General features: G+C 42.6%; 18 protein-coding genes and 1 other RNA gene. 11 read left to right on the top strand and 8 right to left on the bottom strand.

The annotated features are described in order from the left end of the window. Positions 1 to 16: 16 nt before the first annotated feature. Positions 17 to 664, top strand: a complete 648-nt coding sequence (locus KPY62_RS04705; RefSeq protein WP_216581036.1) for an FxsA family protein — start codon at positions 17 to 19, stop codon at positions 662 to 664. Positions 665 to 867: 203 nt separating this feature from the next. Here KPY62_RS04705 and ssrS read toward each other — a convergent pair. Further along, a non-coding RNA gene (ssrS, locus tag KPY62_RS04700) (6S RNA) lies at positions 868 to 1,063 on the bottom strand. A gap of 388 nt (positions 1,064 to 1,451) precedes the next feature. On the opposite strand from ssrS, the gene gpmI reads away from it, so the two are divergent. Then, positions 1,452 to 3,080: a 2,3-bisphosphoglycerate-independent phosphoglycerate mutase gene (gene gpmI / locus KPY62_RS04695; protein ID WP_216581035.1), complete on the top strand. Its 1,629-nt coding sequence runs from the start codon at positions 1,452 to 1,454 to the stop codon at positions 3,078 to 3,080. A 371-nt stretch (positions 3,081 to 3,451) separates the two neighbouring features. Continuing rightward, positions 3,452 to 4,936 carry a S41 family peptidase gene (locus KPY62_RS04690; protein WP_228730573.1) on the top strand — a complete coding sequence of 495 codons (1,485 nt, stop codon included), beginning with the start codon at positions 3,452 to 3,454 and terminating at the stop codon, positions 4,934 to 4,936. Between the two features lie 57 nt (positions 4,937 to 4,993). Here the strand turns inward: KPY62_RS04690 and KPY62_RS04685 are convergent, their stop codons facing one another. The 3 genes from KPY62_RS04685 to KPY62_RS04675 all read right to left on the bottom strand — a co-directional run bounded on the left by KPY62_RS04685 (position 4,994) and on the right by KPY62_RS04675 (position 9,574). Next, positions 4,994 to 6,670 carry a sigma-54-dependent transcriptional regulator gene (locus KPY62_RS04685; protein ID WP_216581033.1) on the bottom strand — a complete coding sequence of 559 codons (1,677 nt, stop codon included), beginning with the start codon at positions 6,668 to 6,670 and terminating at the stop codon, positions 4,994 to 4,996. Between the two features lie 168 nt (positions 6,671 to 6,838). Beyond that, complete coding sequence (locus KPY62_RS04680) at positions 6,839 to 8,680, bottom strand: sensor histidine kinase (protein WP_216581032.1); 1,842 nt, start codon at positions 8,678 to 8,680, stop codon at positions 6,839 to 6,841. Positions 8,681 to 8,938: 258 nt separating this feature from the next. Next, the gene (locus tag KPY62_RS04675; RefSeq protein WP_201623650.1) at positions 8,939 to 9,574 is read right to left on the bottom strand and encodes a response regulator; all 636 of its coding nucleotides are present in this window, start codon (positions 9,572 to 9,574) and stop codon (positions 8,939 to 8,941) included. 420 nt (positions 9,575 to 9,994) lie between these two features. On the opposite strand from KPY62_RS04675, the gene KPY62_RS04670 reads away from it, so the two are divergent. Then, on the top strand, positions 9,995 to 11,077 hold the full coding sequence (locus KPY62_RS04670) for a serine hydrolase (RefSeq protein ID WP_216581031.1): 1,083 nt from the start codon (positions 9,995 to 9,997) through the stop codon (positions 11,075 to 11,077). Between the two features lie 167 nt (positions 11,078 to 11,244). Next, positions 11,245 to 11,958 carry a thiamine phosphate synthase gene (locus KPY62_RS04665; protein ID WP_216581030.1) on the top strand — a complete coding sequence of 238 codons (714 nt, stop codon included), beginning with the start codon at positions 11,245 to 11,247 and terminating at the stop codon, positions 11,956 to 11,958. Between the two features lie 21 nt (positions 11,959 to 11,979). Here the strand turns inward: KPY62_RS04665 and KPY62_RS04660 are convergent, their stop codons facing one another. Beyond that, positions 11,980 to 12,309 (bottom strand): TraR/DksA family transcriptional regulator, encoded by a 330-nt coding sequence (locus KPY62_RS04660; protein ID WP_216581029.1) that lies wholly within the window; start codon positions 12,307 to 12,309, stop codon positions 11,980 to 11,982. A 461-nt stretch (positions 12,310 to 12,770) separates the two neighbouring features. Here KPY62_RS04660 and KPY62_RS04655 point away from each other — a divergent pair, with 461 nt between their 5' ends. The 6 genes from KPY62_RS04655 to ruvB all read left to right on the top strand — a co-directional run bounded on the left by KPY62_RS04655 (position 12,771) and on the right by ruvB (position 18,485). Continuing rightward, complete coding sequence (locus KPY62_RS04655; RefSeq protein ID WP_216581028.1) at positions 12,771 to 13,985, top strand: phosphoglycerate kinase; 1,215 nt, start codon at positions 12,771 to 12,773, stop codon at positions 13,983 to 13,985. A 100-nt stretch (positions 13,986 to 14,085) separates the two neighbouring features. After that, positions 14,086 to 14,619 (top strand): DUF2058 domain-containing protein, encoded by a 534-nt coding sequence (locus KPY62_RS04650; RefSeq protein ID WP_216581027.1) that lies wholly within the window; start codon positions 14,086 to 14,088, stop codon positions 14,617 to 14,619. A gap of 178 nt (positions 14,620 to 14,797) precedes the next feature. Beyond that, complete coding sequence (locus KPY62_RS04645) at positions 14,798 to 15,202, top strand: hypothetical protein (RefSeq protein WP_216581026.1); 405 nt, start codon at positions 14,798 to 14,800, stop codon at positions 15,200 to 15,202. A 365-nt stretch (positions 15,203 to 15,567) separates the two neighbouring features. Further along, on the top strand, positions 15,568 to 16,605 hold the full coding sequence (gene fba / locus KPY62_RS04640) for a class II fructose-bisphosphate aldolase (RefSeq protein WP_216581025.1): 1,038 nt from the start codon (positions 15,568 to 15,570) through the stop codon (positions 16,603 to 16,605). A 61-nt stretch (positions 16,606 to 16,666) separates the two neighbouring features. Then, positions 16,667 to 17,287, top strand: a complete 621-nt coding sequence (gene ruvA / locus KPY62_RS04635; protein ID WP_201623657.1) for a Holliday junction branch migration protein RuvA — start codon at positions 16,667 to 16,669, stop codon at positions 17,285 to 17,287. Positions 17,288 to 17,504: 217 nt separating this feature from the next. Beyond that, positions 17,505 to 18,485, top strand: coding sequence for a Holliday junction branch migration DNA helicase RuvB (ruvB, locus tag KPY62_RS04630; protein ID WP_216583132.1), 981 nt, complete (start codon positions 17,505 to 17,507; stop codon positions 18,483 to 18,485). A 230-nt stretch (positions 18,486 to 18,715) separates the two neighbouring features. On the opposite strand, the gene KPY62_RS04625 is transcribed toward ruvB, so the two are convergent. The 3 genes from KPY62_RS04625 to KPY62_RS04615 all read right to left on the bottom strand — a co-directional run bounded on the left by KPY62_RS04625 (position 18,716) and on the right by KPY62_RS04615 (position 23,119). Further along, positions 18,716 to 20,146: an FAD-binding oxidoreductase gene (locus KPY62_RS04625; RefSeq protein WP_216581024.1), complete on the bottom strand. Its 1,431-nt coding sequence runs from the start codon at positions 20,144 to 20,146 to the stop codon at positions 18,716 to 18,718. Between the two features lie 123 nt (positions 20,147 to 20,269). Then, positions 20,270 to 21,928, bottom strand: a complete 1,659-nt coding sequence (locus tag KPY62_RS04620; protein WP_216581023.1) for an ABC1 kinase family protein — start codon at positions 21,926 to 21,928, stop codon at positions 20,270 to 20,272. 456 nt (positions 21,929 to 22,384) lie between these two features. Then, complete coding sequence (locus KPY62_RS04615; protein WP_201623660.1) at positions 22,385 to 23,119, bottom strand: ubiquinone biosynthesis accessory factor UbiJ; 735 nt, start codon at positions 23,117 to 23,119, stop codon at positions 22,385 to 22,387. Positions 23,120 to 23,193 lie beyond the last annotated feature (74 nt).

The following is a 23,193-nucleotide window of genomic DNA, read 5'->3' as shown; positions in this document are numbered from 1 at the left end:
TATAGGACGGTAGTTTATGGGTCAGATAGTGGGTATTGCCATCGTTTGGTTTATTATTGAGATGTTGATCTGGTATTTACTGGCTCAATTCATTAGTGGCTGGCTAGTATTTGGTTGGTTTATTATTGCCGCGGTTATCGGTATCTCTTTTATTCGTAAAGGTATGGCTTCCCTCAATCCTATGGCGCAGCAGATGAAAGCTGGTGGTATGATGAATGCTTCAATGCGCCCTGAAGAGTCGACTATGCTTAAGAGTGTAGCGATGGCGGTTGCCGGTATTCTGTTATTGATACCTGGGGTCATTAGTGATCTGTTGGCTCTGTTGGTAGTATTACCACCAGTACAAAAGCGCCTTAAAGATATGGCTAATAAGTACGTAATGAACAATCAGCAAAAAATGATGGCAATGATGGCTAAGCAAATGGGCGGCGCTGGGGGTATGGGTGGTCAAAATCCGTTTGGTGGTATGGGCGGTGGCCAAAATCCTTTCGGTGGCATGGGGGGTCAAAACCCGTTCGGCGATGCTGGTGGCCAAAATCCGTTTGATAAGCAACAGCAAAATTCATTTGGTAATGTGTTTAAGCAGCATACTACTATTGATGGTACTGCCAAGAATATCCCTAAAGATGTCAAAAAGATCACTCAGTCTGCCAATGACGAATAGCAGTATCTTTGATAAGTATATAGCTAACCGTGATGCTTATGAGGCGTTAGAGCGCTTTTCATAAGCAAACTGTTTGATAGGGATAAAAGTCTAAAACAGCATTAGCTTGTGGATTAGGCAAAAAAAGCCCCTGACGTTAATAACGTTAGGGGCTTTTTAGTGAGGGTCATCATTAGCTATTAAAGCAATAATCACCCTCGAATTGAACAACCGAAATGCCGCTGTGGGATGGTGACCCATGAACCGTGAAGTTCAGGGCGGATGCGTCATTGCCTCGGCAGGTTTCCTGATACACTGCAAGCAGTGCAGGCATACACAATGAAGCAATAGGTAGCGCACCCAGGTAAAGCATTATCGGCTCAGGGAAATAGCATCCACTCGCCAACACTTCAGAATAACCTAATATTACCCAATGAGATAAGAAATTGCAAGTTTGTTTTATAGCTATCGGTACAACCAGTATGAGGTATATAGGCGCTTATTTAATAAAATAAGGCAAAGACTAGCGCTGTTAACCCTTAGTAGATAAGGCTTCTAGTTTGATGGCTATTATTAAACGGTCGTTAGCATTCATAACCATAAGTCATAGATGTTAGTACTATGCCTGTTTTTATTTATACCGTTTGACAGCATCTTTTGTAAGCTGAGTTATAATATATTATTTCAATTTTGAGTTAAAAAAGGTTGAGTTTTCGGCTATTTTAAGATTTGTGTTAAGATAGACAGCTTTACATCTTGATCCTATTAATTTATGACCGACGTTCATCCACTTGAGGAGCGGTAATCTATGACTAATAAGCAACAATCAGAGTCTAATGACCAGAGTAGCGACCAGCAACATAAAAAAGTACCTCGTGTATTAATGATACTAGATGGTTTTGGCCATCGTGAGGACGAGAAAGACAACGCTATTGCTGCTGCTCGTACTCCTAATCTTGATAGAATTTATCAGCAGTATCCACATGGACTCATATCAGGCTCAGGTGAGGATGTAGGATTACCAGCTGGACAGTTTGGTAATTCAGAAGTTGGTCATATGAATCTGGGTGCGGGCCGAGTTCTTTATCAGGATTCAACCCGTATTTCAAGCGAGCTTGCTAGCCGCGAATTCTATAAAAACGAAGCGCTAGTTGGCGCGGTAAACGCTGCTAATGAATTAGGCGGTAATGTCCATATTATGGGCTTACTCTCTGATGGAGGCGTGCATGCCCATCAAGACCATATTGAAGGCATGTGCCATTCAGCTTTAGTCCATGGCGCCAAAAACGTCTTTGTACATTGTTTTTTAGATGGTCGAGATACGCCGCCTAAATCAGCTGATAAGTATATTAATCGCCTACGTGAATATATTAATAAGCTCAATGCTCATTATGAAGGGCGAGTACAGATTGCCAGTATTATTGGTCGTTACTATGCCATGGATCGAGACAATCGTTGGGATCGAGTACAAAAAGCTTATGAGCTGTTAACAGAAGGCAAAGCAGATCGCCTGTCAACTCGTGCTGATGGTGCTGTACAAGCCGCTTATAAAGCCCGCGAGACCGATGAGTTTGTCAGTCCGACTACTGTTATTGAACATGGTGAAACTCCTTTCACTGTTGAGGATAACGATGCGCTGATATTTATGAATTTCCGTGCAGACCGAGCGCGTGAATTGGCCCAAGCTTTTGTATTGCCGGATCATGAGTTTTCAGGGTTTGCACGTCATAAGCGTCCTAAACTTGCCGCTTTTGTAATGCTAACTAAGTACTCAGATATTCTAGCGGATAACAGTAAGACTAGTATCGCTTATTATCCCACCTCATTAAACAATACGTTAGGTGAATACTTACAAGATCAAGGCAAAACGCAGTTGCGTATCGCTGAGACCGAAAAGTATGCGCATGTGACTTTCTTCTTTAGTGGCGGTCAAGAGGCCGAGTTTACTGGTGAAGATCGCATATTGATACCATCGCCTGATGTGGCGACTTATGACTTACAACCGGAGATGAATGCCGCAGAAGTCACCGATAAGCTGATAGCGGCGATCGACTCTGGTAAGTACGATGTCCTGATTGTGAATTATGCCAATGGTGATATGGTCGGGCATACCGGTATTTTTGCTGCGACAGTACAAGCAGTAGAAGCGTTAGATGTCTGCGTAGGACGCGTTGAAAAAGCCATTCGTGCTGCCAATGGTGAGATGCTAATCACGGCCGATCATGGCAATTGTGAGCAGATGCAGGACTACGATAGTGGTCAAGTGCACACTCAGCACACTACTGAACATGTGCCTCTTATCTATATTGGTGCACAAAAATTGCAGGTACGTAACGGGGGTAGATTAAGTGATGTAGCACCTACTATCCTAGGCCTAATGGATTTAGCCCAACCTGCTGAGATGACTGGTGAGAACCTATTAGTTCCAGTACTTTAATATTGATGAACCGTTACTAGATTTTAGGGCCTTGTTAACACTGATAGCCCTTCTAGCTTCAACAGTTTTAATTACTTTTACAGCTACTAGGTTTTAGTTAGTGTTAACGGACAATAGCTATTAGGACGTATCAGTACGTCATGGATAAAAACAAAAAGCGGGGATAAGCATTATCTTCGCTTTTTGCTTTGCGTTTTTCTATCTTTGCTAGTGATAATCATTATGCTTGCAATAATGATATAGAGTAGGGGTTAAAGTTAATGTTATCTTATCTTTGTTTGACTAGTGTTTATTTTGTAGCATTCAGTAGTTGTTGATTATTGCGCTGGTAATTATTTTATGGGTTTTTATTATTTTAGATGAGTCAATTTATGGGTTTATATGCTTGTGAACAGTCAAAAATAGATACTGGCTCTAAGGCGGTACTACTAAGCTACTTATTTAGTGCCTGTTGTGCCTTGAGTTTAGTACAAACTGCAACAGCAGCACCATTAACTACGGTTAGAACTACTAACCCTACCGCCAGCTTGCAGCTTATAAACTTGCAAGGCGATGAAAACGAGGTGTCAGCAGATAATGGGATGGACACTTTAGAAGATGATGACAGTGAAGCAAATACTAGCTATAAAACTGCTGATTGGCTAGAAGGCGAACGCGCAGACAGTAACCCTCTAGTGGACAGTAGTGACTACAATGAATCGATAAATACGGATATCCCAGCTGAGGTCGATCAGGTTTCTTTGAATGCAATCTCACCTCAAACGCTGAAAACTTTTGTGGCTCTAGTGGATTTAATACGTCGTGACTATGTGGATCCAGTGAACGATGAAGAGCTGTTTGAGAATGCGATGAGCGGTATGTTGACTAAGCTCGATAGTCATGCTGAGTTTTTGGATGCTGAAGCTTATGAGAATCTACGAGCTTTTACCGAAGGTGATGTCGGTGATGTTGGGCTAAAGGTCAGTTATAAAGTGGAAGAAGGGTATTGGGTAGTCGTTGAGGTGGCTGATGATTCACCAGCAGATAAAAAAGGCGTTACAGTAGGCGATTACATTCATCAGATCGATGAGTTTAAGTTAGATGAAGACAAGCAAACTAACGATATCGTGCAGCTACTATCAGGTGTTGCGGGGACTCAAGTTGACATAGTAATATCAAAAGCAGGTCGTCGCAAACGCACTATCACCTTACAGCGTAATAACAATCATCCACAAACTATAGAGACGCGCTTAGTCGATGGTATTGCTATTATAAAGCTACCTACCTTCCAAAATAATAGTCGTGAAAAAGTCTTACAAAGCTTGACCCGTTTGGATGCACCAGTATCAGGTATCCTATTAGATCTACGCGACAATCCCGGTGGGGTTCTGACTTCAGCGGTGCAGATTGCCAGCCTATTTATGGATAACAGCGATATCGTGCAAATAAAAAGCCGCGAAAGCGCATTACGTACTTTATCTACTCGCGGTAGTGCTTTGTTTAAGCCTTTACCGGTAGTAGTGCTACAAAATCGTTATTCAGCTTCAGCAGCTGAAGTATTGGCCAGCAGTCTACAAAGCCAAAGGCGCGCTATGATCGTCGGCGAAGTTAGCTACGGTAAGGGTTCAGTACAGTCGGTAATACCGCTTAACAATGAACAAGCAGTAAAATTAACCGTCGCTCATTATTTGACAGCGACTGGTGAAAAAATAGATGGAATCGGCGTACAGCCTGAGGTTGCTTTATCGGGTAGTGAGAGCAGCTGGGAGCAACAAGCGCTGGATTTATTACGCCAACAAGTGAAGACTCCAGGTATTCGCTTTGTGCAGAAAAGCCCAGTTGATGACAGTGAGCTTAAGCCAAGTGTTGCAGAGTAAATTATCCTAATATCAACGGTTTAAAACCCGTTAAGATTAATAATGAATAATGCTTTACTAGTCATCATCAATCTCTAGTTTTTTCATCCGGTAACGTAAGGAGCGAAAGCTAGTGCCTAATAATTCAGCAGCTTGGGTTTTATTACCCTCGGTTTGTTTGAGGGCAGCGATGATTAGACGCTTTTCCTGCTCCTGCAGATAGGTTTCTAAGCCACTTGCAGGCAACTGTACAGTACCGCTAGCACTCTGTATTGACTGCATGGGCTGCGGGCTAGTTGCTGTACTGGATGATTGCCCAGAGCTTGCAAGCGCTTTAGTATTGTTAATAGCATCATCATTTTGCATAGCCGTGGCGTTGCTGACAAGAGTAGTAGTAGTACTTGACGAGCTAATAGCAGTAGGATAAGAGTGACTACTAACCCGATAAGGATGTAGATTAACGGTAGTAGGCCGAGCACTGTTATTTTTTACTGTATTTGCATTATTTGCATTATTTGCATTATTTGCATTAGGTTCTGAACCGTAGCTATCGTCAGTAAATTGAGTAACTGGCAGCGATTCAGTAGGGTCTATTAGTCCTAAGTGCGGAACATCGATAACATCAGTCTCTGATAAAGTAATCGCTCTTTCGAGGACATTACGCAGCTCACGTACGTTACCAACAAACGCATGCTGTTGTAGACGCTGATAAGCATTAGCGCTCAATTGTGGTGTGGATGACAGTTGCCATTCTTTAGCAATCAAATCCAAAAAATACTGAGCTAAAGCTGGTATATCATCACGACGCTCATTGAGTGTAGGTAGCGTTAGTTCAATCACATTGATACGATAGTATAAGTCTTGACGAAAATCGCTGTCCTCTACTAGTTGGCTCAAGTCTTTATGGGTGGCTGAGAGAATGCGGATATCTACTGGCACCTCCTTAATATCACCGATAGCTCGTACGGCCTTTTCTTGAATAGCACGTAATAGCTTGACTTGCATAGGTAGAGGTAAGTCAGCTACCTCATCTAAAAATAAAGTCCCACCATTGGCTTGTTGAAACAAACCTAACTTATCGGCTACCGCCCCAGTAAAGCTGCCTTTTTTATGGCCAAAAAACTCTGATTCCATGAGCTCCGAAGGTATTGCGCCACAGTTTACAGGGACAAAACTGCCATCACGGCGTGGGCTCAAGTCATGGATTAGCCTAGCTACTACTTCTTTCCCTGTGCCTGAGGCCCCTGATAAAAACACTGGGGCTTGTGAACGCGCTAGTTTTAGGATGGTTTTTTTGAGGGTTTGCATCACTACTGCATTACCAATCAATCGGCTGTCTAATAGTTGCTGTTCAGGACTTTGAGTGGTGGATGTTTGATCATCAGTGTCTTGACGTACTACTTTGAGAGCGTTTTCAACTAATTGACGCAGACGAGGGAGCTCGAGCGGCTTATTAACAAAATCGAAAGCTCCAAGCTTGAGTGCTTCGATGGCTAAATCCATACTACCAAAGGCAGTAATCACCGCTACTGGTGTAGTGGAGCTATTACTAATTTGTCTGACTAACTCTAGTCCTGAGCCATCGGGAAGTGTAAGATCGGTCAAGCAAAAGTCATACTGGTTTTTTCCCCAAAAGAGCTGAGCCTGCGCTAAAGTATAAGCAACATCGCATTCAATACCCATTTTAGTCAAAGTGATTTGCATCAATCGGCATAGGTCCACTTCATCGTCAACGACTAACGCATTTGCTGTCATATATAACCTCGTTTATTTATTCATAAGTACTAAAGACTGTTATAAGGATATTGATTTTTAATAGTTATGCTAGTCAGCAGTCAGCAGTCAGCAGTTTTCATTTAGCACTGGCCAGCAATATAGTTATTTTTTAGGGGGTGATGATTCCCATCAATAGTGCTTAAATGTTTAGGCTTTAAAGTTTTTAATAGGCTCGATAGAGGAAGCCACAGCAGGGATTACTAAGCGAAAGCAGGTTTTTGCGTGTTCCGGCACGTAGGAAAGCTGAGCGTGATTGGCCTCACTAAACGCTTGTGATAAATATAGCCCTAAACCAGTGCCTGTTTTATCAGTAGTAAAAAAGGGCTCGAATAAGTGCTCCAAATTCTCACTAGCAACCCCATCACCAGCATCTAAAATGTCAATTATAACATCGTTCTGTAGGCCGTAGATTTCCACTTCTACGTAAGCGTGAGAATGAGCGTAGCTGCTGTAACGCAAACCATTGTTAATCAAGTTAATCAATACTTGCTCCAACTGATGAGTATCAAACTGGATAATAAGCTGCGTGTGGATACGCAAAAAGACATCGTGACTGTAGAAATGGTTGTTTACAAATAGGGGCATCCAATTAGCAATTTCTATCAGTTGCTGATGAGGTTGTTGCTGGCGCGACAGTTTTAATACATCTTCAATAATACGATTAACCCGTTTAGTTTGCGCAAATATCATCTTATATAATTCATGATTGCCTTCTAGGTCAACAGCTGAGTGCGATGCTAACCACCGGTTATTGCTGTCGTTATCGATGTCGTTATTGATATCATCGTTAGTCATAGCCTGCTCATTAATTTCTTCCATTAGTAGCTGGCTGGCTTGAGAAATAGCCGCTAAAGGATTACGTATCTCATGAGCGATACTGGCGGTCAATTGACCTAGTGAGGCCAGCTTTAACTGTTGAGCACTAGTCTGCTCACGACGTAAATCTTCGAGTAGTACTAGCTGGCTGGCATCTTTTAGAGGAATAATTTGGATACGCAATTTGTTAATAGTCGAGCTTCCCACTATCTTAGGCAGTTCGTATATAAAAGTACGTGATTGATTAGTAGCTAAAGTCAGATAGCTTTCAATCAAAGAGCTATGCTGCTCAACTAGCTGTTTTTGAAAGGTAATCAATGGGTTAGGGAGGTTTTTATCACCACTTTTATTTAAGATCTCACTATTCTTTACGCTCTTTTGGCTGCGAGTAGCTTTATTTGTAGGGTCAGGATTAATAGAAGAGACTATTTCAGGTTCTATACCCAGTAGTTGATAAGCGGCGGAATTGGCCAAAACCACGTAGCGCTTATCTACTACTATCATACCGTTTATCATTTGACTGATAACTTCTTGATTAATAGTGTTAAGTCGCGCCACTTCGTGCGTTTGTCGTAATGCCATTCCTTCGACATGTACCAAGCGTTGAGAGACTGACCAACTCAAGAATCCTACGGCTAAAAAGCTGGCAGATATCAGTAAGGCATCGCCTAAATTGACTAAGCTCATACTGTTAGCTATGGCATAAAAAAACTGCTGGTAGATAACAAAAATAACAGCCAATAAGGTAACGATCAAGGCTTGGGTGCTATTAAGTAGCAAAAAGCTAGCAGCTACCACAACCATATATAGCATAGTTAATTGTAGATCTGCTGCGCCATTGGCATACAATAATAAGCTTAAAATAATGATGTCTAATATTAAGCCGAACAAAAGCTGTTGACGTGGCTGATGAGTCACTACTAAAAATAACCCAAATAAAATAAGGCTGAGCAGCACGTAAAAACTAAGGGCAGTTTGCTGTAATAGGCTAGGAAGCATTAGGCCATTATTTACTTTACTAGTAATATGAACCATCAGCATCAAAAATACACTAACAGCAAGTCGATAACTATTATAGATAATACCTAAGCGCCGCAGCGGTGCAGACGGTAGAGTCTCAGCTTGTTGAAAATAAGCATTAATGGCGGTCATGATGCTAGAGGAAAGTTTCATAAGAGTGCCAAAGTATTAGGGTCTATTGATCATTCACAAGTAAATACTGCTGTGGTCGACTATTTAAAAGACCCAAAAACAAGATTTAAAAAAATAGCACTTAAACCGTCTTATCTACCTATCTATTTATAGGCCTGCTTATAGGCTTTTGAGTTGTCGACTTCCTAGACCTTAATATAACTCATTAACCACTAACCATGAGCTGTGGCTCAATAAGCCGACGCAATAACCACATTGCACAACCGTCTATTGCCTGCTCTATGGTTTGATCAGCCCATGACGAATAGCCATATGAGTCAATTTAACATCGCTATCAACGCCTACTTTTTCGTAAATACGATAACGGTAAGTGTTAATAGTTTTAACGCTTACAAATAATTGATCGGCGATCTGCTGTGGGCTTTGACAGTTGACTACCATCATGGCTACTTGCTTCTCACGATCACTTAGTAAGTCAAACGGTGAAGCGGCATTATCTGATAACAACACTTCTGCCAACTGTTCTGCTACATCATGACTGAAGTAACGCCCCCCTTGATAGAGCTTTTTGATAGCACGTATCATCTCATCCAGTGGAGTGCCTTTGGTGATATAACCATTGACCCCAGCTTTGAGTAACATCGAAGGATAAGGCTGGGTGGCCATACTGCTCACTGCTAATATCTTAATACCCATATTTAACTGTACTAAGCGTTTGGTAGCTTCAACGCCGCCAATATTAGGCATATTGACATCCAGTAGCACTACATCAGGGCTGAGTTGTTTGGCCATTTTTATCGCCATGTCACCGCTGTCAGCTTCGCCGATTACCTCGATATCTATACTGTCAGATAGCATACGACTGATGCCCATACGTACTAAATCGTGGTCATCTACTACTAATACTCGAATCATAGTTATACTCTTTACTGTCTAAGAAAATGCACGGTTAGCAAATAAGCTTAGAGCTTGTTGAAAATAGCAAAAAATGTAAATCATTGACTATATTGAAATTTTTGCAACTAAAATAACTAATTATTGCTGAAATGTTAATAAATATTGCTGTTATCTAAAGAAAATGTAGTAGATTCTAACAAAATCCATAAAAAATCCATCAAGTTGCTTCATAGGATTAAACTTAAATGTAAAGCATGATACACTAAAAGTACAAAAGCTCTATATCAGCATACTCTATATCATTGTGAGTAACTATAAATGGATTTACCGTCTTTATCTATAGGTACGGACAATAGATAATAAGGTCTTTATAGTGACTACGCATCCTAATTACGCTGTGGTTTTATGACTAGAGTGTTACCCATACCCGGAGGAAGAATGACAAATTTACCATTAACCAAACAGCAGCTATTAGTTGCTATGATAACGTTGAGTTTGGGCAGTGCTGCACAAGCGGCATTAACCATTAATGGTTCTGAGTCTAGTGCACGTGTAAGTTGGGGTGGGGCTGATAGCTTGTCAGAAGCACGCAATATCATGTCTAACTCAAACAACAGTTCTGCCATCAAAAAAGTCGATAACGGCTATGGCACTACTAATCTAACTAACGCCAATAATAGCAATAGTACCTACAGTAGTAGCAGCAATAGTAATACTTATAACACCACTTATCGTGGCAGTTTTGGTAGTAGTGATATGTTGCCGATCAGTACTGATTCACGCAGCGTAGCAGTAATCGATGCCGAAACTGGTGAGTCTATTTATGAAAAAAATGCTAATACGGCTCATCCTATGGCCAGTATTACTAAAGTCATGACCGCTATGGTAGTGTTAGATGCCGGCCTAGATATGCGTGAGGAACTTACCCTTGACCCCGAAGATTTTATTGGGCCTAAGCGTGCCAGTTCTAACCTCAAATCAGGTGACCGTCTAAACCGTGCTGAAATGCTACTGATGGCCTTGATGAAATCAGAGAACCCAGCAGCTAAAAGCCTATCGCGTAATTATCCCGGTGGCTATAATGCTTTTATTCGGGCAATGAACCGTAAAGCACAAGACTTAGGCATGAATACAGCCTACTTTGGTGATCCAACCGGCCTAGATAAGCGTAATGTTGCCTCGTCAAACGACTTAGTAAAAATGGTTCGTGCTGCTGGTAATTATGATGTTATTCGCCGCTTTTCCACTACGAAAAGCTATGATTTCTACGTCTCAAATAATGGAAGTGGTAATCGTACTTATTCAGCCAATAATACTAGTAGTCTAGTACGCTCAGGTGATTATCCAATTGGCATCTCTAAAACAGGTTTTATCAATGAAGCAGGTCGCTGTGTAGTAATGGAGACCCGAGTGAATAACCGTCCGGCTATCATTGTGATCTTGGGCGCTAATAGCTCAGCTACACGCTGGGGCGATGCGAAAAACATTCTAAACAGCTTAGCCTCTCGCCGCACCGTATAACTGACAAATTACAACTGATGTGGTTTAAAAAGTAACGCTTTAAAATATACTATTTAAACAAGTACCTGTATTATCTAAAAAGGCGGTTATACTCTATAACGGCCTTTTTTTTGTTTTGAATTTGTCCGAACTTAGCACAATAACATGATTAGGATAGAAACATAGTGATGACCGTAATAAGCGATACAGCGTTAAAAAGTTCCCTAAAAACTACCCATAAAATAATACCCCCTCGATTATATCTACTGACCAATGATGATGCGATTGAGGTGCTGTTAACTAAGCTGGAAGCCGCTTTTGCGACAGGCTTGATCGGACTGATACAGATAAGACGCAAGCAAGTACTAGCCCAAGTAAATGGCAATGAGCAGCTGCATGATGAGGCATTACGAATTATTGCTTTGGCGCAGGCCTATAAAGTACCTGTAGTTATCAATGATGATTTAGACTTAGCGGTTAAGCTTGGAGTTGGCGTGCACTTAGGCCAAGGCGATGGTGATGTCCGTATAGCAAAACAACAATTAGCGCTCAATCAAATCATCGGTCGAACTTGTCATTACGACGGTGAGCTTATCAAAGAAGCGCAGCGTGATGGTGCAAGCTATGCGGCAATGGGAGCAATATTTGCTTCTAGTACCAAGCCCAAGGCCAATACTATAAGTCGTCAGCAGCTTGTGGCAGGCTGTCAGATAGGCGTAGATAAAGACATTGATATTTGTGTGATTGGTGGTTTAACAGCAGAAAATATTAAGCAGCTATTGGGTTTACCGATTACTTATATTGCGGTAGTAGGCGATATCATGGATTTGCCAGTAGAGCGAATTGCCGAGCGTTGTCAGCAGTGGCAGCAGGCACTTAACGATTGGCAAGCACCTACTTAATTTGAGCGAGTAATTATAGTCTTATTCAGCGTGATCCATACACAAAGTAGCATAAGGTACAGCAGCTAAGCGCTGGGGCTGGATCTCTTCACCACAAACATCGCATTCACCATAAGTACCATTATCTATATGACTTAAAGCGTCCTGAACATAAATAAGGTTTTGACGAGCTTCTGCTGCTAGCAGCTGGCGAGTATCGTTTTGACGAATAGCAATAGCTTGATCTTCCCAGTCTTTATTAAGATCGTCTTTGGGGTTTTGGATATCATCTTCTATTTTACTAATTCTTGTTATATATTCTTCTTTAAGCGCTAACAGCGTTTGTTTGGCAGTATCAAAGTTTTTGCTCATTTAAATCTCCTAAACAGGGTGGTTGTTATTATTGTCTACTGTTCTATCATAAGGCTGACTGTTGAGGAGTACCACCACTAAATGTTACTGCAAGTAGAATGGTTGAAACTATTGTAAAATCTAGTAAAAAATAATGCTGGATGTTACTTTCTAGCCACTACTAAAGTATAAGCGTGCTAGTTAAAACAAAATCTAGTCATGGGATTAAGGTTTTTGCTAGTAGAAGTTGACCTTGTAGGACACTCAGGCTTAAAATACAGCGCATTGTGGTAACCTCAAGCCACTATAAATAATCTAAGTTAGCTTAGAGCCATTATAAAAATGGCTATTTTTAACCTAGCCGTTTTTAACCTAGCTATTATGAAACCGTCTATTACAGAACTACCTAGTATAGTATGATCCATTACAAAACTAATTATTATTAAATTACTTCCTATAAAACTTAATGAACAGGAGCGGCAATGAGTTTTTTGCGCATGAGTGAGCTGAATCTTACTGACAAAGTAGTATTAATTCGTGAAGATTTGAATGTCCCTATTAAAGACGGTAAAGTTGCCAGTGCTGCTCGCTTGCAGGCGAGTTTACCTACTATAAGAATGGCTTTAGATAAAGGTGCAGCAGTTATTGTTTGTTCTCATTTAGGTCGTCCGATAGAAGGTAAGTTTGAGGCTGTTTATTCATTAGCCCCGGTTGCTGATTACTTAACAGAGCAATTGGGCAAACAAGTGACTCAACCAGTCACAGTTAATAGTGATTACTTAAAGCAAAAAGTAGCCGTTAAAGTTGGTGAAGTAGTGCTTTTAGAGAACGTACGCTTTAATGAAGGCGAGAAGAAAAATGATCCAGCACTGTCTCAGCTTTATGCTGGTCTTGCGGATGTATTTGTGATGGACGCTTTTGGTACAGCGCACCGTGCTCAAGCCTCAACAGAAGGCGTCACCCAAGCTATGCGTCAAGCAGGTAAGACGGTTTGCGCCGGTCCATTGCTAGCCGCCGAACTTGATGCTTTGAGCCAAGCTTTACAGACTCCGGATCAGCCAATGCTAGCTATAGTTGGGGGCTCGAAAGTCTCTACTAAGCTTGAAGTGCTGCACAGTTTGGCGACTCTATGTAGCCAAATTATCGTTGGCGGAGGTATTGCTAATACCTTTTTAGCAGCGCAAGGTCATAGCGTTGGCGCTTCTTTGTATGAGCCTGACTTACTAGATACAGCACGTGAAATCATGACGAAGACTGATATTTTATTACCTGAATATGTGGTAGTCGCCAATAAAAATGAGATCGATTTTGCCGACTTTATCGGCTCTCTACAAAAAGCCACTGCAACTATCAAAGCGGTCGATGCAGTGGATAGCGACGATATGATCTTAGATATTGCCCCACAGAGCGCTGAGAAGCTGGCGCATGCTATTAGTCAAGCTAAGACTATTTTATGGAATGGTCCTGTTGGGGTCTTTGAAGTAGATGCTTTTGGTGCTGGTACGCAGATATTAGCGCAAGCAGTAAAAGATAGTGCAGGATTTTCAATCGCTGGTGGCGGCGATACTTTAGCGGCGATAGATAAGTATCAAGTAGCCGACGGAGTAAGCTATATGTCGACAGGCGGCGGTGCTTTCTTAGAATTTGTAGAAGGCAAAGTATTACCAGCAGTGGCTGCATTGCAGCTTCAATCTTAGCATTGATTTGAATGCTGACAACCCCTCGCAGAGTTTGCTACTATGCATGCTCATGTTTTGCGATTTATGATTTAGCTTCTATTATTTAGGTGATCAAATTATGGCCAAGAATGCCTTGCAGGCGCAACTTTTAAAAGCGGGATTGGTTGATAGCAAAAAAGCCAAGCAAATAAGCAAGCAGTCTCAACATGCTAAGCGTACTGGCGACTCATCGAACCTAGAAGCTAAAAAGGCATTGGCAACTGCGCAAGCGGAGAAGATGGCCAAGGATCAAAAGCTCAATCAAGAAAAACAACAAGTCTTAGAGCAAAAAATGCTAAAAGCTAATATTGTACAAATGATTAAGCAGCATCAGATTGCCGACACTCGAGGTGAGGTTGCTTATCAATTTAGCGATCAGTCAAAAGTAAAAAAAATATATATCACTCAAAAGCTCTATGATCAAATAGTGGCAGGCCATGTGGTTATTGCAAGTTTAGAAGAAAACTATGCTTTGCTGCCTCGTCCTTTAGCCGATCGAATTAATATGAAAATGGAAGGTTTTATTGTAGTAGCTAATGACAGCTCACAGGTTGAACTAGAGACTGATGATCCTTATGCTGCTTATGTGATACCAGATGACTTGATGTGGTAATAATAATTTTGCCGCTATAAAAATAGTTTTAAAATTATTTATAGTGACTATTATTAAGCAGGTCTTATTTGTTCTTATATTGTTATTGACTTTGAGATTTTTATTGCAAGTGCTATTTGCTAGATATAGAATAGCGCAATTATAGATGCTGAAATGCATTATTTACTAGAGGTCTATTATGTTAAAACGTCATTTGTTACTTGCTAGCTTACTTGCTGGTACTTTTGCAGTTACCGCTTGTAGCCAACAAACTGAAGATCAAGCGGCAGTTACTGCTGATCAAGCTGCAGATACTGCTGCGTCTGCTGGTGATGATATTGCTGCTAATACTGAAGCTGCTACTGCTGAAGCTGAAGTTGCTGCTCAAAATACTGGTGCGAAAATTAATGATAGTGCAGAGAATGCTGGCGTCGCTGTTTCTAATGCGGCCGATAATGCAGGCGAGGCTATCACTGACGGTACTAATAAAGCCGTTGCCTCTACAGCAGCAGTAGTTGCTGATGGTGCAAGTTCAGTTGCTGAAGGCGCGTCTAATGTTGCTGCTGATGCAGAAGCTAAAGCACCTACTGATCAACAGTACTAATCTTTATAGACGCCCCTTAACAGCTAGTCGATTATGATCGGCTATTAGGGAGTCATAAAGATAAGCTGTAAATCATAAACACAAAAAAGCCTTAGTGAATTCTAAGGCTTTTTTGTGTTTATGATTCATGTTTTATCAACAAAAATTTATGAGCAGTAAGTGGTCATTATCGGTTAGTGCTTTAGAACCTAGCAGACTATAAAATAGCGCCATATCCACTACGAGTAGCGGTTAAATTTTGCTATAATCAACAGCGTTAACAGCTGCACTACTTATTATCGAAAGATAGTAGAAAACAGCAAGCAAAGATATTTACTAAAATTGCTTGTTAAAACAGTCGCTAAAATCCAATCAGAGAGTGTTCCATGGCCTTAATTTCCCTACGTCAACTTTTAGATCATGCCGCTGAGCACAGTTATGGTGTTCCTGCTTTTAATGTCAATAATCTAGAGCAAATGCGCGCTATTATGATGGCAGCAGACAGCTGCGACTCGCCTGTTATTGTACAAGCTAGTGCTGGAGCACGAGGCTATGCAGGTTCAGCGTTTTTACGCCATCTAATTACTGCCGCTATCGAAGAGTGGCCACATATTCCAGTAGTGATGCATCAAGATCACGGCATGTCGCCAGCAGTATGCCAGCGTTCAATTCAGCTCGGGTTTTCATCAGTGATGATGGATGGCTCACTCGGTGAAGACGGCAAAACACCAATGGATTATGACTACAATGCTAGCGTAACTCGTGAAGTGGTTAAATTAGCGCATGCTTGTGGCGTTTCAGTAGAAGGCGAAATCGGCTGTCTAGGAAGTCTAGAGACCGGCATGGCTGGTGAAGAAGACGGCTCTGGCGCTGAAGGTGTTTTGGATCAGGAGCAGTTGTTGACTAGTGCTGACGAAGCAGAACAGTTTGTCAAAGATACCAACGTCGATGCGTTAGCCATCGCTATTGGTACTAGTCATGGCGCTTATAAGTTCACTCGTCCACCGACTGGCGATATCTTATCGATCGAGCGAGTGAAAGAGATTCATGCGCGTATTCCTAATACTCATTTAGTGATGCATGGTTCGTCATCTGTACCGCAAGAGTGGCTAAAAGTTATCAATGAATACGGCGGTGACATTGGCGAGACTTATGGCGTCCCTGTTGAGCAAATCGTTGAAGCGATTAAACATGGGGTACGTAAGGTCAATATCGATACAGATTTGCGTCTAGCATCGACAGGGGCCATTCGTAAGTATCTAGCCCAAAATCCAAGCGATTTTGATCCTCGCAAATACTTTAAAGCCTCAATGGTAGCGATGTCTGATATCTGTACTAATCGCTTTGAAGCTTTTGGTTCAGCGGGACAAGCTCATAAAATCCGTGCGATAAGCCTAGAAGGTATGGTAGGTTTTTACCAATAGATAACTATTGCCATTTGGTTTAACTGCAGCTCATTGCATCACGTATAGCAGGTAGCAACTTATGATAGGACTGATCACTGGCCAAGTACAATATTTGCTAGCACCGACCGCTTGTGTAATGACAGCGTCTGGTGTTGGTTATGATATCGAACTGCCACTACCGTCATTTTGCCAGTTACAGTTGAATCAGCAAGCTAGTATCTGGACGCATTTTCATGTACGTGAAGATGCGCAGCTGCTGTATGGCTTTATCGATCGCAAAGAGCGTGATGTATTCCGTCAGTTGATCAAGATCAATGGGGTTGGGGCAAAAATGGCGCTAGCTATGCTCTCTGCTATGTCGGCAGCCGAGCTCAAGATGCATGTCGAACAAGATTCAGAAGTGGCTTTGACTCGTATTCCGGGTATTGGCAAAAAGACAGCGCAGCGTTTACTTATCGAGCTCAAAGACAAGCTGAAAAATATTGAGGTCGATAGTAGCTCGCTAGAATTTTCTATGCAGCCTGCTGCGGTGTCACATGAAGGCAGTATTATTGCCGAAGTGGAAGGTGCCTTGATAAGTCTAGGTTATAAAGAAAAAGAAGCTCAGCAAGCCATCAAAGCCGCTAAAAGTAACGGCGAGACTTTTGCCGATACTCAAGGGTTGTTAAAAGCAACGCTTAAGCAGCTGTCTGGATTCTAAGCCAGAGTGGATTCTAAGGCAGAGCGGTTTTAGCTTTTACAGCTGCTAGCAGCGTGTTATAGGCTAAAGCGGCGCGGCAACAGTATATTTAAGCGACACTAGTTGTCGCTTATTTTTTTGCTAACTATTAATGTATGAGGTTTTGCATGACTTCTTGATGGAGTTTGGTTATGCTATTTACTCTCCCTATATTCTCTAAACAATGATAAAACCTATGATGCAAGACCGTTTGATCAATCCACTAGAAGGAGCTGGCGACGCTCCGGATTCTAATATTCGCCCTGCATTATTGGCTGAGTATATCGGCCAGCCGGTAGTGCGTGAACAGATGGAAGTGTTCATTAGTGCGGCGCGTGCGCGTGATGAGGCCTTAGATCATACGCTTATTTTTGGTCCTCCAGGCTTAGGTAAGACCACCCTTGCTAATATTATCGCTCGTGAAATGGGGGGTAATTTACGTGCCACCTCAGGACCAGTGCTTGAGCGTGCTGGTGATTTAGCGGCGATGTTGACTAACTTAGAAGCTGGTGATGTATTGTTTATCGATGAGATCCATCGCCTTAGTCCCGTGATTGAAGAGATACTATATCCGGCCATGGAAGATTTTCAGCTGGATATTATGATTGGTGAGGGACCAGCTGCTCGGTCTATTAAGCTCGAATTACCTCCTTTTACCTTAGTTGCTGCCACCACCCGAGCAGGATTATTGACTTCGCCTCTACGAGATCGTTTCGGCATTGTACAACGCTTAGAGTTCTATAATATTGAGGATTTGACTACTATTGTCAGTCGTGCTGCTCGTCTTATGCGAGTTCCTATGAGCCCAGATGGTGCAGTAGAAATTGCTCGTCGTGCCCGTGGTACTCCTAGGATTGCTAACCGCTTGCTGCGCCGAGTACGTGATTATGCGGAGGTAAGAGGGGATGGCAGTATCAATGGCGCTATTGCTGGTAGCGCACTAGACATGCTAGCTGTGGATCGACGGGGTCTCGATCATTTGGATCGACGCTATATTGAGATCTTGCATGAGCGCTTTGATGGTGGTCCTGCTGGTGTTGAGGCTATAGCCGCAGCAATGGCTGAGGATAGGGGAACGCTTGAGGATGTGATTGAGCCGTACCTAATTCAACAAGGTTATGTATTACGTACCGCTCGTGGTCGAGTACTGACCCAAATGGCTATTGATCAGATGTTGTAGCTTAGATTAATAATAGTCTAGATTGAAGGCTTTGTCCCTAAAAAGCATTGCCCCTTAAAAGCATGGCCCTTTAGAAGTACTATAAGCGAAAAGCGCTTACTTTAAATCAATAAAGTAAGCGCTTTTTTAGGTTCACGGCCTTTCTCTCAAGTTCTCAACAGCTTTCCCTTATAAGTTTCGCCTAGATTAGCTTTATGACTATGCTATTACCTGACTATGCCATTATCTGACTATGCTACTACTTCTAGAGGCTGCGGCCATATCTTACCTGGGTTTAGAATGTTCTTAGGATCGAGTGCGGTTTTAATGGCTTGCATCATAGCGATAGCTTCACCGTGCTCTTGAGCCATATACTTCTGCTTACCTTGGCCAATCCCATGCTCACCAGTACAAGTACCCTCCATCTCAATAGCGCGAATAGCTAAACGACTGATAATGCCATCAGCGGTCTCGATTTCTAAAGGGTCATCAGTATTGACTAGTAGTAAAACATGGAAGTTTCCATCGCCAACATGGCCAACGATAGGACCAATCATGCCAGACGCTGCAATGTCTTTTGCAGTAGCGCTAACACATTCTGCTAGACGTGAAATAGGGACACAAGCATCAGTGGACAGCGCACTAGCTTCAGGCCGCAGCGCAGAACTGGCATAATAAGCATTGTGGCGAGCTTGCCACAGACGTTTGCGCTCAGCTTCATCCGTATCCCAAACAAAATCACTACCACCAAATTCTTCAATGATCTCGGTAAAGGTTTGCGCTTGTTCATGGACACTAGCTTCACTGCCATGGAACTCAACGAACAGCGTAGGAGTCTCAAGCAAATCCAGCTGGTCATACAGATTGCAGGCTTTTACTTGCAAGGCATCTAACAGTTCGATACGGGCAATAGGTAGACACATCTGAATAGTAAGCATCACCGCCTGACAAGCATCTTCGACAGTCTGAAAGTGACAAATACCACTGCCTATACATTCGCTTAATCCAAACAGCTTGAGAGTGACTTCGGTGACGATACCTAAGGTACCTTCAGAACCTATCATCAGCCGAGTTAAGTCATAACCTGCAGCCGACTTTTTAGCACGTGTCCCAGTGCGAATGATAGCACCAGTCGCTGTTACCACCTCAAGCGCTAGTACCACATCCTTCATAGTGCCATAACGTACCGCATTGGTACCTGAAGCACGAGTAGCGACCATACCACCGATGCTCGCATTAGCACCGGGATCTATCGGAAAAAACAAACCAGTATCACGCAAATAGTGATTAAGCTGCTCACGAGTGACGCCCGGCTGCACAGTAACCGTTAAGTCTTCACTATCAACTCGTAAGATAGCGTCCATAGCATGCATATCGATGCACAGTCCACCAAAAGGCGCATTCAGCTGACCTTCCAAGGAGGAGCCAATGCCAAAGGCAATGACTGGCATCTGATATTCACTACAAATCGCCACAGCAGTCGCTACATCTTGCTTATCATAAGCGGTGAGTACCGCATCCGGTGGCTGATTGGCAAGCCAAGTCATCGTATGACCATGTTGCTCACGTATAGTTTGATTAACGCTTAGCTGTCTACCAAATTGTGCCTGTAAAGCCGCAATAGCTGCGCTGTGATCTGTATGCGTAGTTTGACTATCAGGGTTAGTAATGACATCGACCATGGATCAAATACCTTATTAAAAAACATCTCAAAAATTCTATCAGTGCTTTTTTAAGCCACTATTAATACTCTAAGCAAGAGTCTAACAACAGCTTTATTTCGCAATGCTATACAGAGTCAACTGCTAAGATAAGATACGCCAAACCACAATTAGTAGCGCAAAAATATAAAAAATGGGCGCAAACCAACCGACTTGGGTAGCCGCGGCAATAGTTATACCAAAACCTGCCAATGCTAGCCAATCACGGCGGCGGTCATTGAGCATATCAGCACGTAGCTGTTGTATCTCACGCAGCTGACTGTCTTGTCTTGAGCCTTGTGAGGCTAAGCTCTGTAGACCTTGATCAAGTAACTTGGGAATGTCAGTAGCAGATAATAAAATCTCTGGCAGTTGCCCCCGTAGCTGTTGTAAGTTACGCAGCGGATCAAGCTGTTCTTTAATCCAGCTGCTCAGAATCGGCTTAGCCAATGACCAGATATCCAAATCAGGATACAAGTCGCGGCCGAGACCCTCAACATGGACCAAAGTCTTAAGTAGCAGCATAAGCTGTGGCGGAATACTCATATGATGACGGCGAGCGATATCTAATATCTGCATCAATACTCCAGCGAAATCTATCTCATTAATAGACTTGTTGAGCATAGGGCCGACAGTACGGCTCATATCGCGTATCAACGCATGCTTATCGGCACTAGGTGGTATCCAGCCAGCACGACTAACGATATCGACCATAGCGCTAAAGTTATTATTCATTACTGCTAATAACATCCGCGCTACTATCAACTGATCATCTTTAGATAGCGTACCCATAATGGCGCAATCAAGCCCGATATAGCGTGGGGCATGACCTAGATCAACGTTTGCCATATCCGCAGTGAGCATTTGCACTGGTGGGGTTTCTACGAATACGTTACCCGGATGCATATCAGCATGAAAAAAGTTATCACGAAAAACTTGGGTAAAAAAGATAGTTAAACCCATCTCTGCTAATGCGGCACGATCGTAACCTAGCTGATCAAAGACTTCAACTTGCGAAATAGGTACCCCTTGAATACGCTCCATGACCATAACGTTCTTGGCAGCATCATAGACTTCTGGCACATACATCAACGCCGAATCTAAGAAGTTATTGCGCATCTTAGTAGTATTGTCGGCCTCTAAGGTTAAGTCGAGCTCATTGAGCATCACTTGCCGATAGTCTTCTACTAAGTCAATAACATGCAACGCCCGTGCTGCTTCTATACGGGCAGATACCCAGCTGGCCAGCTCACGCAACAGCTCAAAATCAGTGATGATAGTCGTACGAATGTCAGGACGAACGACTTTTACTACTACTTCACGACCGTCATGTAAGGCCGCCGTATGTACTTGGGCGATAGAGGCAGCTGCCAAAGGCTTTATATCGAAGCGTGCAAATAGCGTGTCGATAGACTGACCTAGACCTTGCTTAGGATCTTGAATTTGAGCAATAGCGATTTCAGGAGCAAAGGATTTGACCTTATCTTGCAGCTGGATTAATTGGTCAATGATATTAGGAGGTACTAAGTCACGACGAGTAGAGAGCAGCTGACCTAACTTAAGAAACAGGGTGCCCATATCTTCGAGCGCATACTTAATACCATTAGGCTGATGCTTTTTGCCCCAAGCAGCAGGATGCAAGCGAATCAACCGTGCTAGTGGTTGTAGCGGCGCTGCGTCTTCAACAGGGAAGTGGGTATCAATGCGGTAGCTTGCGGCAATTCGCCACAATTCGAGTAAACGTTTTCTATGAGATAAAAGCATGGGACATTGTTACTCTAAGTAGATAGCGAAAGTCATTATAAAACCAGATAAGCAATAATATCATGGTCAAGATGCTTTAAGAAAGGCTGGCAGGTATAAAGTAGCAGCTAAGCTACCTATTGATTAGCTATCATAAGTTAGTTTTTAGTTTTTAGATATTGAGATTATAAGGATTTTTAGCAAGAATCTAGGCAGTGGGTATTCAATAGCGAATAGTCAGCAAACGGCTAAGCTCAAAAAAGGCTTTGGGGCAGTCCTACTAAAATATAAATAGGGTTATATTAAAAAAGCTGATGAAGGGGTTACCGCCTTTAGGGAGGGCCATGCCGATGATTTTCAGGACGGCTTGGCTACTGTGACTGCCGCTAAGCAACAATTTATTAGTAATAAAATAGGCAACCTAATACAGAAAGCTATAGATTAGGTTGCCAGTGCTTTAAAGGTCGATGTCGATAATTATGGAGTATTTCTAAGCCGTGCTTGCTCAGCTCTAATAGCCATAAGTTTGGCTTCTTCACGTTCAACGTCAGCGCGTAATCTAAGCAATTGCTGCTTTAAATCATTGGCTTCAGCCTTTTCAGTAGGGTCAGGCTCATTAGTGCCCGCTACCTCATTGGCCCAATCGCTAACATCATCAAAGGCACGCTTAGCGGTATAGCGCAGTCCGAATTTGAGCTGCGATATTAGCAACTGTAGCTGGCTAGCTAATGGTTTGCCAATGATAGGCTCAAGCTGCCCGGCGACATCAGGATCGAAACCTGCTATGAGCTGTTTTAGTTGCATCAGTACCGTGTAGTCGCCGGCGATAGGTAGATTACCCTCAGCACCACGGATCAGATTCAATAGCTGTGCAGGGTTATCAACAGTGATAGTACAGTCAGGACGGCTATGACCAATGCTTGCCATAGCCGCATCAGCCCGTGCCCGTTCATCGATAGAGTGCTGATTAGTACTATAATCAGTACTGTAAGAAGAACCACCGCGTGGCTCAAAGACGCTATCAGTAGTCACTGGCTCAAAACGCAAGCGCTCATGATTGAAGAGTATATCCAGATGAATCTCAGGTAAGGCCATCTCTAAGCGCAGTACTTTGCCAGCTAAAGGAGCTAGTCCTGCTTTGGTAATCTCATCACTTGCGATAGCGAGGTTAATGAGCTTTTCGGCACCGGCCAGTAGTAATACCGTAATCATAAGATTCCCACCTGTTGAATTAAATTTATCTGAACGACAATACTATCCTACCAGCCGCTGCATTTTTGAGCAGC

Source organism: Psychrobacter sp. TAE2020 (genome assembly GCF_018919485.1).
GTDB lineage: Bacteria > Pseudomonadota > Gammaproteobacteria > Pseudomonadales > Moraxellaceae > Psychrobacter.
Note: the sequence above shows the minus strand (reverse complement) of the source record. Positions and strands in the feature narration are given on the sequence as shown.

What these genes read in the sequence shown, in the direction of transcription:
- KPY62_RS04680 (WP_216581032.1), bottom strand. Translation starts at nt 8,680, where the DNA reads ATGAAACTTTCCTCTAGCATCATGACCGCCATTAATGCTTATTTTCAA.
- KPY62_RS04620 (WP_216581023.1), bottom strand. Translation starts at nt 21,928, where the DNA reads ATGCTTTTATCTCATAGAAAACGTTTACTCGAATTGTGGCGAATTGCC.
- ruvA (WP_201623657.1), top strand. Translation starts at nt 16,667, where the DNA reads ATGATAGGACTGATCACTGGCCAAGTACAATATTTGCTAGCACCGACC.
- KPY62_RS04650 (WP_216581027.1), top strand. Translation starts at nt 14,086, where the DNA reads ATGGCCAAGAATGCCTTGCAGGCGCAACTTTTAAAAGCGGGATTGGTT.
- KPY62_RS04645 (WP_216581026.1), top strand. Translation starts at nt 14,798, where the DNA reads ATGTTAAAACGTCATTTGTTACTTGCTAGCTTACTTGCTGGTACTTTT.
- KPY62_RS04625 (WP_216581024.1), bottom strand. Translation starts at nt 20,146, where the DNA reads ATGGTCGATGTCATTACTAACCCTGATAGTCAAACTACGCATACAGAT.
- KPY62_RS04660 (WP_216581029.1), bottom strand. Translation starts at nt 12,309, where the DNA reads ATGAGCAAAAACTTTGATACTGCCAAACAAACGCTGTTAGCGCTTAAA.
- ruvB (WP_216583132.1), top strand. Translation starts at nt 17,505, where the DNA reads ATGCAAGACCGTTTGATCAATCCACTAGAAGGAGCTGGCGACGCTCCG.
- KPY62_RS04690 (WP_228730573.1), top strand. Translation starts at nt 3,452, where the DNA reads ATGGGTTTATATGCTTGTGAACAGTCAAAAATAGATACTGGCTCTAAG.
- KPY62_RS04675 (WP_201623650.1), bottom strand. Translation starts at nt 9,574, where the DNA reads ATGATTCGAGTATTAGTAGTAGATGACCACGATTTAGTACGTATGGGC.
- KPY62_RS04705 (WP_216581036.1), top strand. Translation starts at nt 17, where the DNA reads ATGGGTCAGATAGTGGGTATTGCCATCGTTTGGTTTATTATTGAGATG.
- KPY62_RS04615 (WP_201623660.1), bottom strand. Translation starts at nt 23,119, where the DNA reads ATGATTACGGTATTACTACTGGCCGGTGCCGAAAAGCTCATTAACCTC.
- fba (WP_216581025.1), top strand. Translation starts at nt 15,568, where the DNA reads ATGGCCTTAATTTCCCTACGTCAACTTTTAGATCATGCCGCTGAGCAC.
- KPY62_RS04665 (WP_216581030.1), top strand. Translation starts at nt 11,245, where the DNA reads ATGACCGTAATAAGCGATACAGCGTTAAAAAGTTCCCTAAAAACTACC.
- KPY62_RS04655 (WP_216581028.1), top strand. Translation starts at nt 12,771, where the DNA reads ATGAGTTTTTTGCGCATGAGTGAGCTGAATCTTACTGACAAAGTAGTA.
- KPY62_RS04685 (WP_216581033.1), bottom strand. Translation starts at nt 6,670, where the DNA reads ATGACAGCAAATGCGTTAGTCGTTGACGATGAAGTGGACCTATGCCGA.
- gpmI (WP_216581035.1), top strand. Translation starts at nt 1,452, where the DNA reads ATGACTAATAAGCAACAATCAGAGTCTAATGACCAGAGTAGCGACCAG.
- KPY62_RS04670 (WP_216581031.1), top strand. Translation starts at nt 9,995, where the DNA reads ATGACAAATTTACCATTAACCAAACAGCAGCTATTAGTTGCTATGATA.